Origin of the sequence: Caballeronia ptereochthonis, from assembly GCF_001545075.1 — a bacterium.
Classification (GTDB): Bacteria; Pseudomonadota; Gammaproteobacteria; order Burkholderiales; family Burkholderiaceae; genus Caballeronia; species Caballeronia ptereochthonis.
Map to the genome: position 1 here is coordinate 25198 of NZ_FCOB02000005.1, position 15758 is coordinate 40955.

The 15758-nt window shown below is 66.4% G+C and carries 11 protein-coding genes; 6 read left to right on the plus strand and 5 right to left on the minus strand.

Annotation, left to right across the window (positions count from 1 at the left end):
* Positions 1-31: 31 nt before the first annotated feature.
* From kdpB to AWB83_RS06460, 4 genes are all read left to right on the plus strand, one after another.
* Positions 32-2089 (plus strand): potassium-transporting ATPase subunit KdpB, encoded by a 2058-nt coding sequence (gene kdpB / locus AWB83_RS06440; RefSeq protein ID WP_087043888.1) that lies wholly within the window; start codon positions 32-34, stop codon positions 2087-2089.
* 26 nt (positions 2090-2115) lie between these two features.
* On the plus strand, positions 2116-2700 hold the full coding sequence (gene kdpC, locus AWB83_RS06445; RefSeq protein WP_087043890.1) for a potassium-transporting ATPase subunit KdpC: 585 nt from the start codon (positions 2116-2118) through the stop codon (positions 2698-2700).
* Positions 2701-3435: 735 nt separating this feature from the next.
* Positions 3436-6234 carry a DUF4118 domain-containing protein gene (locus AWB83_RS06455; protein ID WP_087043471.1) on the plus strand — a complete coding sequence of 933 codons (2799 nt, stop codon included), beginning with the start codon at positions 3436-3438 and terminating at the stop codon, positions 6232-6234.
* Positions 6235-6321: 87 nt separating this feature from the next.
* Positions 6322-6912 carry a GNAT family N-acetyltransferase gene (locus tag AWB83_RS06460; protein ID WP_087043472.1) on the plus strand — a complete coding sequence of 197 codons (591 nt, stop codon included), beginning with the start codon at positions 6322-6324 and terminating at the stop codon, positions 6910-6912.
* On the opposite strand, the gene AWB83_RS06465 is transcribed toward AWB83_RS06460, so the two are convergent.
* Positions 6896-7795 carry a LysR family transcriptional regulator gene (locus tag AWB83_RS06465; RefSeq protein WP_087043892.1) on the minus strand — a complete coding sequence of 300 codons (900 nt, stop codon included), beginning with the start codon at positions 7793-7795 and terminating at the stop codon, positions 6896-6898. The two genes, AWB83_RS06460 and AWB83_RS06465, sit on opposite strands and share 17 nt — an antisense overlap.
* A gap of 108 nt (positions 7796-7903) precedes the next feature.
* On the opposite strand from AWB83_RS06465, the gene AWB83_RS06470 reads away from it, so the two are divergent.
* Together AWB83_RS06470 and AWB83_RS06475 are read left to right on the plus strand one after the other, a co-directional pair.
* Complete coding sequence (locus AWB83_RS06470; protein ID WP_087043473.1) at positions 7904-8752, plus strand: nitrilase-related carbon-nitrogen hydrolase; 849 nt, start codon at positions 7904-7906, stop codon at positions 8750-8752.
* Between the two features lie 81 nt (positions 8753-8833).
* Positions 8834-10111 carry an amidohydrolase family protein gene (locus AWB83_RS06475; RefSeq protein WP_087043474.1) on the plus strand — a complete coding sequence of 426 codons (1278 nt, stop codon included), beginning with the start codon at positions 8834-8836 and terminating at the stop codon, positions 10109-10111.
* A gap of 40 nt (positions 10112-10151) precedes the next feature.
* Here AWB83_RS06475 and AWB83_RS06480 read toward each other — a convergent pair whose 3' ends face one another.
* From AWB83_RS06480 to AWB83_RS06495, 4 genes are all read right to left on the minus strand, one after another.
* Positions 10152-12263 carry a M3 family metallopeptidase gene (locus tag AWB83_RS06480; RefSeq protein WP_087043475.1) on the minus strand — a complete coding sequence of 704 codons (2112 nt, stop codon included), beginning with the start codon at positions 12261-12263 and terminating at the stop codon, positions 10152-10154.
* A 141-nt stretch (positions 12264-12404) separates the two neighbouring features.
* Positions 12405-13259: a bifunctional methylenetetrahydrofolate dehydrogenase/methenyltetrahydrofolate cyclohydrolase FolD gene (gene folD, locus AWB83_RS06485; protein ID WP_087043476.1), complete on the minus strand. Its 855-nt coding sequence runs from the start codon at positions 13257-13259 to the stop codon at positions 12405-12407.
* Between the two features lie 204 nt (positions 13260-13463).
* On the minus strand, positions 13464-14363 hold the full coding sequence (locus tag AWB83_RS06490) for a DUF2950 domain-containing protein (RefSeq protein WP_244197605.1): 900 nt from the start codon (positions 14361-14363) through the stop codon (positions 13464-13466).
* Between the two features lie 59 nt (positions 14364-14422).
* Complete coding sequence (locus AWB83_RS06495; protein WP_087043894.1) at positions 14423-15730, minus strand: DUF3300 domain-containing protein; 1308 nt, start codon at positions 15728-15730, stop codon at positions 14423-14425.
* Positions 15731-15758: the final 28 nt, after the last annotated feature.

The window sequence follows — 15758 nt, forward strand, 5'->3', positions numbered from 1 at the left end:
CCTGGGGCAGGCACGCACGGCAGCGCGTTCGATGTTCGACCCGACGCTGGTCAAGCCGGCGATCGTCGATGCGTTCAAAAAGCTCGCGCCGCGCACGCAGTTGCGCAATCCCGTGATGTTCTGCGTCTACGTCGGCAGCATTCTGACGACGGTGCTGTGGATCGCCGCGCTCGCCGGCCAGGCCGAGGCGCCTGCGGGCTTCATCCTCGCGATCGCGCTGTGGCTGTGGTTCACGGTGCTCTTCGCGAACTTCGCGGAGGCGCTCGCCGAAGGGCGCTCGAAGGCGCAGGCGGCGTCATTGCGGCAGGCGAAGCACAACGTGATGGCCAAGAAGCTGAACGAGCCGCATCCGAAGTCACCGATCCGCATCACGACGTCCACCGATCTGCGCCGCGACGATATCGTGCTCGTCGAAACCGGCGACGTGATTCCTGCCGACGGCGAGGTGATCGACGGTGTCGCCTCGGTCGACGAATCCGCGATCACGGGCGAATCCGCGCCGGTGATCCGCGAGTCGGGCGGCGACTTTTCGTCTGTGACGGGCGGCACGCGCGTGCTGTCGGACTGGATCGTCGTGCGCGTGACGGTGAATCCCGGCGAGGCGTTTCTCGACCGCATGATCGCGATGGTCGAGGGCGCGAAGCGTCAGAAGACGCCGAACGAGATCGCGCTGACGATCTTGCTCGTTGCATTGACGCTCGTGCTGCTCTTCGCGACGGCGACGCTGCTGCCGTTCTCGATGTTCTCCGTGGAAGCGGCGAAGCAGGGCCACGTCGTGACGATCACCGCGCTCGTCGCGCTGCTCGTGTGCCTGATTCCGACGACCATCGGCGGCCTGCTTTCCGCGATCGGCGTGGCGGGCATGAGCCGCATGATGCAGGCGAACGTGATCGCAACCTCGGGCCGTGCCGTCGAAGCGGCGGGGGATGTCGACGTGCTCCTGCTCGACAAGACCGGCACGATCACGCTGGGTAACCGCCAGGCGTCGGCGTTCGTGTCGGCGCCTGGCGTCGACGAACGCGATCTCGCGGATGCGGCGCAACTCGCGTCGCTCGCGGACGAAACGCCGGAGGGGCGCAGCATCGTCGTGCTGGCGAAGCAGCGCTTCAACATCCGCGAGCGCGACATGGCGACGCTGCATGCGACCTTCCTCGCGTTCTCGGCGCAGTCGCGCATGAGCGGCGTCGATCTGTCCAGTCGCGAAATTCGCAAGGGCGCGGCCGATGCGGTGAAGAAGTACATCGAGGAGCGCGGCGGGCGCTTCCCGCAGGAAGTGCAGAACGCGGTCGATGACATCGCGCGTCGCGGCAGCACGCCCTTGGTCGTCGCTGAACGGGTGAGCGAAACGACGCGCGCGCTCGGCGTGATCGAGCTGAAGGACATCGTGAAGGGCGGCATACGCGAGCGCTTCGCGGAGCTGCGCAAGATGGGCATCAAGACGGTGATGGTGACGGGCGACAACCGCCTGACGGCTGCGGCGATCGCGGCGGAAGCGGGCGTCGACGACTTTCTCGCCGAGGCGACGCCCGAAGCCAAGCTCACGACGATTCGCGAACACCAGGCGCAGGGACGGCTCGTCGCGATGACGGGCGACGGCACCAACGATGCGCCGGCGCTCGCGCAGGCGGATGTGGCGGTGGCGATGAACACGGGCACGCAGGCCGCGAAGGAAGCGGGCAACATGGTCGATCTGGACTCGAACCCGACGAAGCTGATCGAGATCGTGGAGATTGGCAAGCAGATGTTGATGACGCGCGGCTCGCTCACGACGTTCTCGATTGCCAACGATGTCGCGAAGTACTTCGCGATCATTCCGGCGGCGTTCGCGACGACCTATCCGCAGTTGCGCGTGCTGGACGTGATGCATCTTGCGTCGCCGTCGTCGGCGATTCTGTCGGCGGTGATTTTCAACGCGCTGATCATCGTGTTTCTGATTCCGCTGGCGCTGAAGGGCGTGAAGTATCGCGCGCTGGGCGCGGCTTCGTTATTGCGGCGGAACCTGCTGATCTACGGGCTGGGGGGGATCCTGTTGCCGTTCCCGTTCATCAAGTTGATCGATATGGTGATCACGGCGCTGGGCTGGAGTTGATTGCATTTTTCCGAGGTACTTACGTCATGAAGAATCTATTGCGTCCCATGCTGGTGCTGTTCGTCGTGCTGACGGTGGTGACGGGCGTGGTTTATCCGGCGGTCGTCACGGCGCTCGGGCAGGCGGCATTTTCGCATCGGGCGAATGGCAGTCTGATCGAGCGAGGTGGCAAGGTGATCGGCTCCGAGATCATCGGGCAGCAGTTCGATGCGCCTGGGTATTTCTGGGGGCGTTTGTCGGCGACGACGCCGAATCCGTACAACGCGGGCAGTTCGAGTGGCTCCAATCTCGGGCCGACGAATCCCGCTCTCGCGGATGAGGTCAAGGCGCGGATCGCCGCGTTGCATGACGCTGATCCGGGGAATGGCGCGGCCGTGCCGGTTGATCTCGTGACTTCGTCGGGTAGCGGGCTGGATCCGGATATCAGCCCTGCGGCGGCGGCTTATCAGGTTGCGCGAGTTGCGAAGGCGAGGGGGGTGTCGACTTCGCAGGTCGAGGCGCTTGTCGCGCGGGCGACTACTGGGCGGCAGTTTGGTTTGCTCGGAGAGCCTAGGGTGAATGTGCTTAAATTGAATCTTGCTTTGGATGGCGATGGGGGGGCTGCACCGTAAGGGCTTGGTTCGTTTGCTTGTTCTTCCATGAAATCCTGAATTTTTAGTGGTCTATTAGCGTTGCCCCTGTGCGGGGCGGCAGTCACTTTCTTTGCTGCTGCAAAGAAAGTAACCAAAGAAAGCAGCTTTGGCCCGGAGTGCTGGAGGCGGACGCGTCGTCATGGTTCGGCGTGACCCAGCCCCTAAGTGTCGCCCTCAAAGGACTAACGCGCCGTGGTTCGCGCACGGTCTGACGAGCTAGTCCGTTCAGGGTGCTGGTTCAGCACCTAACAGTTCCGGCCCAGCGCTACGCGCTGCCGCAGGGCATGCAAGGGAAACCAACCTTTAGCGAATGCGGTGAGATGGAGGCGTTATCCAGGAAGCACGGGCAGACCCGATGAACCCTTCGGCCGCGCAGCGGGCTGGAGCTTTTTTGGTGCTGAACCAGTCAGTTTTGTGGTGCGATTTGGCAGAGCGTGCGCGAGCCACGGCGCCTCAGTCCTTTGAGGGCGACACTTAGGGGCTGGGCCACTCCGAACCATGACGACGAGTCTGCCTGGGCCCAAAGCTGCTTTCTTTGGTTACTTTCTTTGCAGCAGCAAAGAAAGTGACTGCCGCCCCGCACAGGGGCAATGCTAATAGACCACTAAGAATTCAGGATTTCACGGAAGCGCAAGCAAGCAAGGAAGCGAGCAAGCAAGGAAGGAAGGAAGCAAACAAACACCCCAAAGCGCCAGCAAAAAAAAGCAAACCACGATGCCCCGCCCAACCCCCGACGAACTCCTCGACAAGCTGCACCGCGAAGAAGAAAAACGCCAGCGCGGAAGACTGAAGATCTTCTTCGGCGCCTCCGCCGGCGTCGGCAAGACCTTCGCGATGCTGCAGTCCGCGCGCCGCCGCCGCGACGAAGGCGTGGAAGTCGTCGTCGGCGTGGTCGAAACGCATGGCCGCAAGGAAACACTGGCCCTGCTCGAAAGCCTCGAAACCCTGCCGCCCGCGCGCATCGAATACCGCGGCCGTCTGCTCGCCGAATTCGACCTCGACGCCGCACTCGCAAGAAAACCGCAACTGATCCTCGTCGACGAACTCGCGCATTCCAACGTCCAGGGCTCGCGCCACATGAAACGCTGGCAGGACGTGCAGGAGCTGCTCGACGCGGGCATCGACGTCTACACGACCGTCAACGTCCAGCATCTCGAAAGCCTCAACGACATCGTCGGCCGCATCACCGGCATTCGCGTCTGGGAAACCGTGCCCGACCGCGTGTTCGATCTAGCCGATGAAGTCACGCTCGTCGATCTGCCGCCCGAAGAACTGCTCGACCGCCTCCGCGAAGGCAAGGTCTATCTGCCGCAGCAGGCCGAGCACGCGGTGCGCAACTTCTTCCGCAAGGGCAATCTGATCGCGCTGCGCGAGCTCGCCCTGCGCCGCACGGCGGACCGCGTCGATGCGCAGATGCGGGAATACCGCGCGGATCAGTCGATCGAGCGCATCTGGCGCGCGCGCGAGCGCCTCATCGCGTGCATCGGGCCAGGACCGGAAAGCGCGACGCTCGTGCGCGCGGCCGCACGCCTCGCCGCGGCGCTCAAGGCCGACTGGCTCGCCGTGTATGTCGAGACGCCCAAGCTGCAACGCCTTTCCGACGACATCAGGAAACGCACGCTCGACGCGCTCAAGCTCGCCTCCGAACTCGGCGCGGAAACCGTCACGCTCGACGGCGCCGACGCCGCCGCGACGCTCATCGACTATGCGCACATGCGCAACGTGTCGAAGCTCGTGGCGGGCGCATCGGCGAGCGAGGGATGGCGGCGCCTGATCGAGCGGCCCGTGAGCGAGCGCATCATCCGCCAGGGCTCGGACATCGACGTGACGCTCGTCTCGACCGGCCAGCGCGACGCGCAGCGCCGCACGCTCGCCGATGCGTTCGGCATCTCGCGCGACGGCGCGCACTCGCGGCCCCGCGCCTATCTCTACGCGCTCGCGATCGGCGCCGGCATCACGCTCGTCGCCGATATGCTGGCCGCGCGCCAGTTCGCGATCACGAATCTCGTGATGCTCTATCTGCTCGGCGTGATCTTCGCGGCGGTTCGCCTCGGACGCGGGCCGGGCGTGATGCTGTCGTTTCTCTCGGTCGCCGCGTTCGATTTCTTCTTCGTGCCGCCGGAGCTGTCGTTCTCGGTGACGGACACGCAGTATCTGCTGACCTTCATCGTGATGCTCCTGACCTCGCTCACCATCAGCCATCTGACGTCGAGCCTGCGGCGCGAGGCGCGCATCGCCTCGCAGCGCGAACGCCGCACCGGCGCGATGTACGCGATGACCAAGGAGCTGGCCGCCGCGTTGATGACCGAGCAGATCATCGAGATCGGCTCGCGGCACGTCGCCGAGGTCTTTCAGGCGAAGGTCGCGATTCTCCTGCCCGATGCCGCCGAAAAGGTGCGGCAGAAAGTCGGGGAGCCGAATCCGGACACGACGCTCGATGCCGGCCAACTCGATCTCGACATCGCGCAATGGGTCTACGATCAGCAAAAGCCCGCGGGCCGCGGCACGGAGACCCTGCCCGCGAGCCGCGCGCTCTATCTGCCGCTGAAGGCGCCGATGCGCACGCGCGGCGTGCTCGCGCTCGCGACCGGGCGCGAGGCCGAACTCGCGGTGCCCGAGCAGCGCCGCATGATCGAGACGTTCGCCGCGCAGATCGCGCTCGCGCTGGAGCGCGTGCATTACGTCGAGATCGCGCAGGATGCGCTCGTCAACATGGAGTCGGAGCGGCTGCGCAACTCGCTCCTGTCCGCGATCTCGCACGATCTGCGCACGCCGCTCACGTCGATCGTCGGCTTCGCTTCGGTGCTGGAGGAACAGGCGCGCGAGGCGGGCGCTGGCGCGGGCGGCGATTCCGATGCATCGCAGGAACTCGTTCACGCGATTCACGAGGAAGCGCTGCGCATGAGCGGGCTCGTGACCAATCTGCTCGACATGGCGCGCCTGCAGGCGGGCTCGATACGCTTGAACCGCCAGTGGTCGATGCTCGAGGAAACCGTGGGCGCGGCGCTCGCCGCATCGCGCCGCGTGCTCGAGGGCCGGCCCGTGCAGGTGCGCGTGCCGGCGAATCTGCCGCTGCTGCAGCTCGACGCCGTGCTGATGGAGCGCCTCTTCGCCAACCTGCTGGAAAACGCCGCGAAGTACACGCCGGCGGGCACGCCGATCCAGATCGGCGCGGCGCTGGAGCACGACGGCGATGCGCGCTTCGTGCGCGTGTGCGTCGACGATGAGGGTCCGGGCGTGCCGTCCGGCATGCAGAGCCGTCTCTTCGACAAGTTCACGCGCGGCGAGAAGGAGTCGGCGCAACCCGGCATCGGGCTCGGCCTCGCGATCTGCCGCGCGATCGTCGAGGCGCACGGCGGAAAGATCGGCGTCGAGAATCGCGCGGACGCGAGCGGCAGCGTGCGCGGCGCGCGCTTCTGGTTCACGCTGCCCGCCGACGATGCGCCGCCGGAGGACGTGCCGCCCGACGAGGAAGTCGAATCGAAGACGGCGCCGGACGCGGGCGACGCCTGAAACCGGCGTGCCGGTGACCGGCTCGCGAGCGCGCGATGGCGTCGCACTTTAATATGTTCGCTCACGTCAGAACCTCGAAACCAATCGATGAGCGAACATCAGCCGACATTGACGGGCGAGCGCGTGCAGCTTCGCCCGCTGCAACGCGAGGACCGCGCCGCCTTGCTCGACGCCGCCGCCGACGGCGAGCTCTGGAATCTCAGCGTGACGGTCGTCCCCAACGAGGACACCATCGACCGCTACATCGACACCGCGCTCGCGGGCCGCGATGCGGGCGCCGTCATGCCCTTCGTGATCGTGCGGCTGCATGACGGGCGGGTCGTCGGCAGCACGCGCTTCTGGAAGATCGATCGCGTGAACCGGAAGCTCGAGATCGGGCATACGTGGCTCGCGGCATCGGCGCAGCGCACGGGAATCAATGCGGAAGCGAAAGCTCTGCTGCTCGCGCACGCGTTCGAAACGATGCATTGCGTGCGCGTGCAGTTCACCACCGACGAGCTCAACGAGAAATCGCGCGCCGCTATACTCGGCATCGGCGCGAAACAGGAAGGCGTCGTGCGGCACGAACGCATCATGCCCGATGGCCGCAAGCGCAATTCGGTGCGCTTTTCGATCATCGACGACGAATGGCCCGGCATCAAGGCGATGCTGCGTTCGAAGCTCAATCGTCGAGCGTAGCGCGTTCCTTCAGCGCCTTCACGCGCGCCTTCATGAACGCGACGAAACGGCGCGTGACCGCGTCATCGCGTGCGTCCTCCCATGCGAGGCCGACGCGCCATCGCGCGGACTTGTCGCGCAGGCTCAGCACGCGGGCATCACGCAGCAGATACTGCGCGCGCGACGGCAGGAACGCCGCGCCCACCCCGCCCGCCACCGACGCGAGCACGGATTGAATGTCGTCCGCTTCCTGGATCACGCGCGGCACGAAGCCGTGTTCGGCGCACCAGCGGTCGATCTGCGCGGCCAGCCCCGGCCCGCGCGTTCGCGACAGCGCGATGAATCCCGGCTCGTTCAGCTCCTCCAGATTCGCCGGCAGACGCGTATGGCGCGCGTGCTCCGGCACGGCGAGCGCGAGCGTTTCGTCGAGCACGGTGAAGCCTGCGAGCCCTGCGCCGGCGGGCATGCGCATGAATCCGACGTCGAGCTTGCTCGCGAGAATGCGGCGCGTCTGCTCGTGCGAGGAAAGGTCGTGCAGCGTGATGCTCACGCCCGGATTGAGCGCGCCGAACTCGGCGATGAGCTTCGGCACGTGCGTGAGCGTCGACAGGCACAGGCCCACGCGCAGGAATCCGCGCACGCCGCTCGCCGCTTCGCGCGCGCGGGCGAGGACGGCGTCGGCGTCGCGCACCAGCGCTTGTGCATCCGCAAGGAAGCTCGTGCCGAACGTCGTCAGATCGGCCCCGTGGCGGCCGCGCTCGAAAAGCCGCGCGCCCAGGCTCGCTTCCAGCGCCGCGATCTGCTTGCTGAGCGCGGGCTGGCTCACATGCAATGCCTCGGCCGCGCGGCCGAAATGGCGTAGCTCCGCGATCGTGAGGAAGGCGCGCAGGAGTCTCAGTTCCATGTTGAGTTCGATTCCAATCGGCGATCGAATCGATCGAAACATTCATTTTACTTATCGATGCGCGAGCGGTTCAATGAGGCCATCTACCCGCTTTAGCCGGAGCCTCGCTTGGACGCCACTTCGTTTCGCGTCGCCGTCATCGCGCCTGAGTCACGGCATGGCGATGCCGCGTGCAATTGCGCTCTCGTCACCGAGAAGCTTTCCCAAGCCGCAAGAAGCGGCGTGCAGCTCGCGGTGTTTCCGCAGTCGTGCATCAGTGGTCCGGACGACGAGACCCTTGCCGAACCGTTTGATGGCCCTTCGATCGATGCAATCGCCGCCGCGGTCGATAAGACCGGCGTTGCGGCGGGCGTCGGCTGGATCGAACGCACGGGCGACGGAAGGCTCCACGACAGCTATGCCGTCTGCTTCCCGGGCGGCCCGCGCGTGCGTCATCGCAAGCTGCATGCGACGCATCGCGGGCTGCACGGCGGCAATCGCTTCACGGTGTTCGATGCGCCGTTCGGCGTGCGCATCGGCATTCTGATCGGTGGCGACAACGACGTCGTCGAGAACGTGCGGATGACGGCGCTCATGGGCGCGACGCTGCTCATCGCGCCCATGAGCGGCGCTGCATCGCGCCGCGCGCCGCTGGTCGCGCGCGCCGCCGACAACGGCATGTACATCGCCTACAGCCATCCGTCGAGCGACGAAGCGATGATCGTCGGCCCGGACGGCCGCGTGCTCGCGCGTGGCTCGACGGCGCACGGCGGCTTGATCGTCGCGCAAGTGAAGCCGGCGTTGGCCGAGGCGAGCATGGGCCGGCGCGCGCTGGCTGCGCGTCGGCCGGATCTCTACGAGCCGCTCGCACGGCAAGGCAGCGCCTATCCGCTTGCAGCCGAGCCGGAACGCGTGACGTCGCGCGGTGCGCTGCCGCTCAGCTTCGCGATCGTCGGCAGAAACCGCGTCGTGCGCTGAAACGGTCCCCCGCAGGGCATTTCTGTCCCGATACAATCAACGTACCAATCGGACGAACGGCCTACGCCGGAGGTATCGCAGATGGATTTGATCATTCGCCGCGCGGCGCTCGTGAATTCGCGCGAACTCGTCGATATCGGCATGGAAGCGGGACGCATCGCCGCGATCGAACCGCATCTTTCCGCCGCCGCGCGCGAGGAAATCGACGTGAACGGCTCGCTCGTCACCGCGCCTTTCGTCGACGCGCATTTCCACATGGACGCGACGCTTTCCTACGGCCTGCCGCGCGTGAACGCGTCGGGCACGCTGCTCGAAGGCATTGCGCTGTGGGGCGAGCTGAAGCCCGATCTCACGCAGGAGGCCCTTGTCGAGCGCGCGCTGCAGTATTGCGACTGGGCCGTCGCGCGCGGGTTGCTCGCGATCCGCTCGCACGTCGACGTGTGCGATCCGCGGCTGCTCGCGGTCGAAGCGCTCGTCGAAGTGAAGCGCCGCGTGAAGCCTTATCTGGATCTGCAGCTCGTCGCTTTCCCGCAGGACGGCGTATTGCGCAGCGCGGGCGCGTTCGAGAACCTGAAGCGTGCCATCTCGATGGGCGTCGACGTCGTCGGCGGCATTCCGCACTTCGAGCGCACGATGGCGGACGGCGCCGCATCCGTGAAGCTCCTGTGCGAATACGCGGCGGAGCAGGGCTTGCGCGTCGACATGCACTGCGACGAATCCGACGATCCGATGTCGCGCCACATCGAAACGCTCGCCGCCGAGACGCATCGGCTCGGACTGCACGGACGCGTGACCGGCTCGCATCTCACGTCCATGCACTCGATGGACAACTACTACGTCAGCAAGCTCATTCCGCTGATGCGCGAGGCGGGCGTATCGGCGATCGCCAACCCGCTCATCAACATCACGTTGCAAGGGCGCTCGGATACGTATCCGAAGCGCAGGGGCATGACGCGCGTGCCGGAGCTGATGGCGGCGGGCATCGACGTCGCGTTCGGCCACGATTGCGTGATGGACCCGTGGTACAGCCTGGGCTCCGGCGACATGCTGGAGGTCGCGCACATGGGCCTGCACGTCGCGCAGATGACGGGCGTCGACGCGATGCGTGCGTGCTTCGAAGCCGTGACGACGACGCCCGCGCGCATTCTCGGGCTGGAAGGCTACGGCATCGAAGCGGGATGCCATGCGGACTGCGTCGTGCTGGACGCGCGCGATCCGATCGAGGCGATCCGCCTGCGCTCGGCGCGCACGGCGGTAGTGAGAAGAGGAAAGGTCGTGAGCCGAAGCCCGGCCGTGCGCGCGACGCTTGCACTGGAAGGCCGGCCATCGGAAATCGACTTCAGAATCGACAGGCGATAAAAAAACCCCGGCCGCATCGACCGGGGTTTTTCGGGAGCGGTCAGTGCAGCGCCTGCCCCGACATGCCGCTATGACGCAGCAATGCGTCGATGTTCGGCTCGCGGCCGCGGAACGCCTTGAACGAGTCCATCGCCGGACGGCTGCCGCCCACTTCGAGAATCTCGCGGCGATAGCGCGTGCCCGTCTGCGCATCCAGCACCGAGCCGTTGCCGGCCTTCGCGGCTTCCTCGAACGCGGCGTAGGCGTCGGCGGACAGCACTTCGGCCCACTTGTAGCTGTAGTAGCCCGCCGCATAGCCGCCCGCGAAGATGTGGCTGAACGTGTTCGGCCAGCGCGAGAACGGCGCCTGCGGGATCACATGGAACTTCTCGTTGATCGCGCGCGCGACGTCGTTTACGTTCTGCGTCGCGTTGGCGGGGTCGTAGGACGTGTGCAGCACCATGTCGAACATCGAGAAGACGATCTGGCGCAGCGTGCCGAGACCGCTCTGGAAGTTCTTCGCGGCGAGCATCTTGTCGAAGAGCTCGCGCGGCAGCGGCGCGCCGGTATCGACGTGCGCGGACATGTCGGTGAGCACGTCCCACTCCCAGCAGAAGTTCTCCATGAACTGCGACGGCAGTTCGACCGCATCCCATTCGACGCCGTTGATGCCCGACACGCCAAGCTCATCGACGCGCGTCAGCATGTGATGCAGGCCGTGACCGAACTCGTGGAACAGCGTGATGACTTCATCGTGCGTGAAGCAGGCAGGCTTGCCGCCCACCGGCGCCGAGAAGTTGCAGGTGAGATAGGCGACCGGCGTCTGCACGCCGCCTTGCGTGCGCTTGTGGCGCGAGCGGGCGTCGTCCATCCATGCGCCGCCGCGCTTGCCTTCGCGCGCGTAGAGATCGAGATAGAACTGCGCGACGAGCGTGCCGTCCTTGTTCTCGACGCGGAAGAAGCGCACGTCCGGATTCCACACTGCCGCTTCGTCCCGGCGGATCGACACGTTGAAGAGCGTTTCCGTGACCTTGAACAGGCCCTTCAGCACGGCTTCCTGCGGGAAGTACTGCTTCACTTCGTTTTCCGAGAACGAATAGCGCTTCTGGCGCAGCTTCTCGGCCGCATACGCGATATCCCAGGGCTGAAGCTCGGGCATGCCGAGCTCGGTCGCGGCGAACGCGCGCAGTTCCATCCAGTCGTTTTCGGCGTAGGGGCGGGCGCGTTTCGCGAGGTCTTCGAGGAACGCGATGACCTGCGCGGGCGACTCGGCCATCTTCGGCGCGAGCGACACTTCCGCGAAGTTCTCATAGCCGAGCGTGCGCGCCTCTTCCTGGCGCAGCTTGAGATGCTCGACGACGTTCGCCGTGTTGTCCCACTCGGTCTTGCCGTCGCCATAGGTTTCGCCCAGTTCCGAGGCGCGCGTGACATAGGCGCGGTACATCGCCTCGCGCATCGGGCGATGCTCGGCGTATTGCAGCACGGGGAAATACGACGGGAAATGCAGCGTGAACTTCCAGCCTTCCTTGCCGTCGCGCTGGGCGGCCTCGCGCGCCGCTTCGATCACGTCATCGGGCAGGCCGGCGAGATCGCTTTCCTGCGTGACGACGTACGCATAGGCGTTGGTAGCGTCGAGCACGTGATCGGAGAACGCCTTCGACAGCGCCGCTTGCTCTTCCTGCAACTGCGCGAAGCGCGGCTTGCGGTCTTCGGGAAGCTCGGCGCCCGAGAGGCGGAAATCGCGCAGCGCGTTTTCCAGGATCTTCTTGCGCTCGGCGGACAGGCCCGCGAACTCCGGCCCCGCGGCGATCGCCTTGTACTTCTCGTAGAGCGCCAGATTCTGGCCGACGCTCGCGGAGAATTCGGTGACGCGCGGCAGGTTCTCGGCGTGCGCGGCGCGCAGCTCGGGGGTATCGGCGACCGCGTTCAGATGGCCGATGACGCCCCACGCGCGCGATAATTTTTCCGATTCCTGTTCGACCGCCTCGACGACGTCCGTCCAGGTCGCGGGCGTATCCGGCGCGGCCGCGCGGTCGACGGCGGCTTTCGCCGCGGCCAGCAGCACGTCGAGCGCCGGCGTCACGTGTTCGGGCCTGATCTCGCCGAAGCGCGGAAGATCGGAAAAATCGAGCAGCGGATTGGCCGCTGCCGTGGTGGACGTGGTATCGCTCATGGCTCTCCCGTTCTGGTGTTGGGTGAAGCACGGGCGGGTGTCGCACCCCGCGCCGGCTCTTTCCGAGATTATTGGGGCGGGCAGGGCAAATTCCAATCGATTGTTTTTAAGGGGCCGATTAACAGCGCCCCGCGCCGATGCTTACGCCTGCGCCGCGCGCTCGGCCGCCTCGATCGTGTTGACGAGCAGCATCGTGATGGTCATCGGGCCGACGCCGCCCGGCACCGGCGTGATGTAGCCGGCCACTTCCTTCACCCCCGCGAAATCGACGTCGCCGCACAGCTTGCCTTCCTCGTTGCGGTTCATGCCGACGTCGATCACCGTCGCGCCGGGCTTCACCATGTCGGCGGTGACGATGTTGCGGCGGCCGACCGCGGCGACGATCACGTCCGCCTCGCGCGTGTGCTTGCCGATATCGCGCGTCTTGCTGTGACAGATCGTGACGGTCGCGCCCGCTTCGAGCAAGAGCAGCGCCATCGGCTTGCCGACGATGTTCGAACGGCCGATCACCACCGCGTTCGCGCCCTTCAGGTCGATGCCGTGCGCCTCGAACATCTTCATCACGCCATAGGGCGTGCACGGGCGAAAGAGCGGCTTGCCGGTCAGCAGCGCGCCCGCGTTGGCGACGTGAAAGCCGTCGACGTCCTTTTCCGGCGCGATCGCTTCGATCACCTTGTGGCTGTCGATGTGCGCGGGCAGCGGCAGCTGCACGAGAATGCCGTGGATGGCCGGATCGGCGTTGAGCTTCGCGATGTGCGCGAGCAGTTCGCTTTCGGCGAGCGTGGCGGGGAAGCGGTCCATCACCGAATGCAGGCCGTTGTCCTGGCACGCTTTCACCTTGTTGCGCACGTAGACTTCGCTCGCGGGATTGTCGCCGACGAGCACGACGGCGAGTCCCGGCTTGTGTCCGCGAGCGGTGAGGGCGGCGGCGCGCGCGGCGACATCGGCGCGGAGGGTCTTGGAAAGGGCGTTGCCGTCGATGAGTTGGGCAGTCATGGCGAATCGGATCGAGGATGGGCGAGGGCGCGCGAGGGCATGAAGCCGACGCCGTGCCCGCGGCTCTGTACGGCTGCGGTGCGCGGCGCTCGCGCATGTTGCGGGGCGCCTGTTTTCGGCAAATGCGCCCTTGGGAAGGGCGAAATTATACCGCCGGGCGCTTTCGCGCGTTCCGGCGCGCCGTTCTCGATGCGTCGCCGGGCCTTACGGCGAAACCGGCCGCCAGGAGGAATCCGGGTCGAACGACTTGATGGCGGAGGCGCGCGCCGCGGCGGGGCCGAGGTCTTTCTCGTAGATCTGCCCGTCCTGGTCGACCATGAAGCTCATCACGCCGGTCTGGCCGTACCGCGCGGGCGTGGCGATCAGGCCGAATCCCTGCGTCAGTTGGCCGCCCTGCAGGTAGTTCTTCGCGCCGCCTTTCGCGTGCGGGCCTTGCGCGGTCAGGATGCGGTAGTGATAGCCGTAGTAGCCGTCGGCCGCGCTCGGCTTGTTCGGCATCGTCGCGGCGAGCGGGCCGAGCGGGCTTTCCGGCTCGCCCGGCGCCGCGTCCCAGTAGAGGCCGTCGTGCTTGCCCGGCGTGCTCGTGAAACGGTCGGCGTAGCGGTTCATCGCCTTGTGATAGTCGTTCTGCGCGGCGACATACGCGAGCGCGACCTGCATCGCCGAGCGCTCGTTGCGGCCGATGCGCCGCGTGAGCACCTCGTCGCGCGCGGCGCGCATGTCGAAGCGCCAGCCGTTCGCCACCTTCACGAGCGGAATCGGCAGCGTCCAGCCGCTTGCGCCCGCTTCGACATACGCGCTCGGGTGGCCGTCGACCGGTTGCGAGCCCTCGACGATGCGATGCTGCTGCGCCCACGCGCCGAGGTACGCGTAGATGTCCTGCTCGCCGATGCTGTCGGCGGGCACGTAATGCGCGTGGTCGCGCCCGAGCACCCTGGCGAGCGCGGTTTCGTCGTTGCTCGCGATGGCGTCGGTGAGCGCCTGGGCCGCGGCTTCGGCGCTCGGATACACGGCCTGCGCATGCGCGAACGATGCGCCGCATGCGAGCGACGCGGCGATCAATGCGTGCAGGAACGGTGAGGCGAATGCTTGGGTAGGGGTCATCTCGGGCTCCTGAATCTGGCGTTCGCCGCTTGAGCGGCGCGTGACGGATGGATCGATCATCAACGGCGATGAAAACCTCCGCCGCCGCCATGGAACCCGCCGCCGCCCGCACGCTGTACGCCTCCTCCTCCGGCGCCCCCGCCGCCGCCCCCGCCGCCTTCACGCTGAATGCCTCCGCCGCCCGCGCCGGGCCGATTCTGCGACTGGCTGGCGAGCGACTGCCGGCTTGCCTGTCCGCGCTGGATGTCCTGCCGCGCGGCGTTGCCGTCGCCTGCGCCGCGCAGCGCATTGTCGCGATTCACGCTCTGCGAGCGTTGACGCAGATCGCCGTTGTTGAGCGCGTTCTGTCCGCCGCCCTGGCGTATGTTCTGCACGCGCTGGCTCGCCGACTGGTTGAGGTTCTGCCCCGTACGCTGCTGCAGCGTCTGCGCCGCCTGTGCGCGCGCATCCTCGCGTCCGCGAAACTGGTTGGCGTTCGCGCCGAGGTTCGCGTTGTTGAACGTGTTCTGCCCGTTCGCGACGTTGGTCCGGTTGAACTGCGGATCGTTGCGGTTCCAGCGCACGTTGTTCGTGTTCGAACTGATGCGGTTGTTGACGTTGATGTTGTTGTAGCGGTTCACGTTGACGTTCACGTCGCCGTGATTCCAGTCGCAGTTGCCCCACAGCGAGTTCGCGACCGCGATGCCCGCGCCGAACGCGAGGCCCGTGGCGAATCCCGTCGCGATCGCATAGCCGGGCGGCGGCGGCACGTAGACCGGCGGATAGGCCGGATACGGCCAGGCGCCGTAGACGACCGTCGGGTTATAGGTCGGCACGTAGACTACCTGCGGATTGGCCGGCTCGATCTGGATCGTGGTGACGCTGGTGCTGGGCGCCTGCTGAACCACGATCTTCTGCTGCTCGTTCGTCTTGAGATTCCCCGCGCTTTGCGCCGCGCGCCGCAGACGCTGCACGGAATCCATCACGTCGCTCGGCTGCGCGATAAAGGCGTTGCCGAGTTGCGTGACCCAGTCGGGCTTGGAGGCCATCGTCGCGAGTGCCTGCGGGAACGCCACGAGCGATTGCACACTCGGGTCCCAGGGCTCGGACTGCACGGCCTTCACCGCGTCGTCGCCCTTGACGTTCGGATTCGCCTTCGACCATGCGGCCGCCTCGGTGACTTCCGACGGATACGTCGACGCCATCAGCACCTGTGCGAGCAGCGCATCGGGATAGAGCGCGACCGGCGCGGTCAGCGCATCGAGCTGCTGGTTCGTGAGCTTCTGGCCGGTGCTCGCGGCGTTTTGCGTCTGCGCGTGGCCCGGGCCCGGATGCAGCGCGGCGAGCGGCAGCGCGAGAAGCGCGGCGCTCATCGCGATGACGCGCATCGTGCGCGCGGGATGCGCGATGACGGTG

Bases quoted from the DNA above. Each gene is read 5' to 3' on its own strand.
- folD (WP_087043476.1), bottom strand. From the start codon at position 13,259: ATGACTGCCCAACTCATCGACGGCAACGCCCTTTCCAAGACCCTCCGC.
- AWB83_RS06480 (WP_087043475.1), bottom strand. From the start codon at position 12,263: ATGAGCGATACCACGTCCACCACGGCAGCGGCCAATCCGCTGCTCGAT.
- kdpC (WP_087043890.1), top strand. From the start codon at position 2,116: ATGAAGAATCTATTGCGTCCCATGCTGGTGCTGTTCGTCGTGCTGACG.
- kdpB (WP_087043888.1), top strand. From the start codon at position 32: ATGTTCGACCCGACGCTGGTCAAGCCGGCGATCGTCGATGCGTTCAAA.
- AWB83_RS06490 (WP_244197605.1), bottom strand. From the start codon at position 14,363: ATGACCCCTACCCAAGCATTCGCCTCACCGTTCCTGCACGCATTGATC.
- AWB83_RS06465 (WP_087043892.1), bottom strand. From the start codon at position 7,795: ATGGAACTGAGACTCCTGCGCGCCTTCCTCACGATCGCGGAGCTACGC.
- AWB83_RS06495 (WP_087043894.1), bottom strand. From the start codon at position 15,730: ATGCGCGTCATCGCGATGAGCGCCGCGCTTCTCGCGCTGCCGCTCGCC.
- AWB83_RS06460 (WP_087043472.1), top strand. From the start codon at position 6,322: ATGAGCGAACATCAGCCGACATTGACGGGCGAGCGCGTGCAGCTTCGC.
- AWB83_RS06455 (WP_087043471.1), top strand. From the start codon at position 3,436: ATGCCCCGCCCAACCCCCGACGAACTCCTCGACAAGCTGCACCGCGAA.
- AWB83_RS06475 (WP_087043474.1), top strand. From the start codon at position 8,834: ATGGATTTGATCATTCGCCGCGCGGCGCTCGTGAATTCGCGCGAACTC.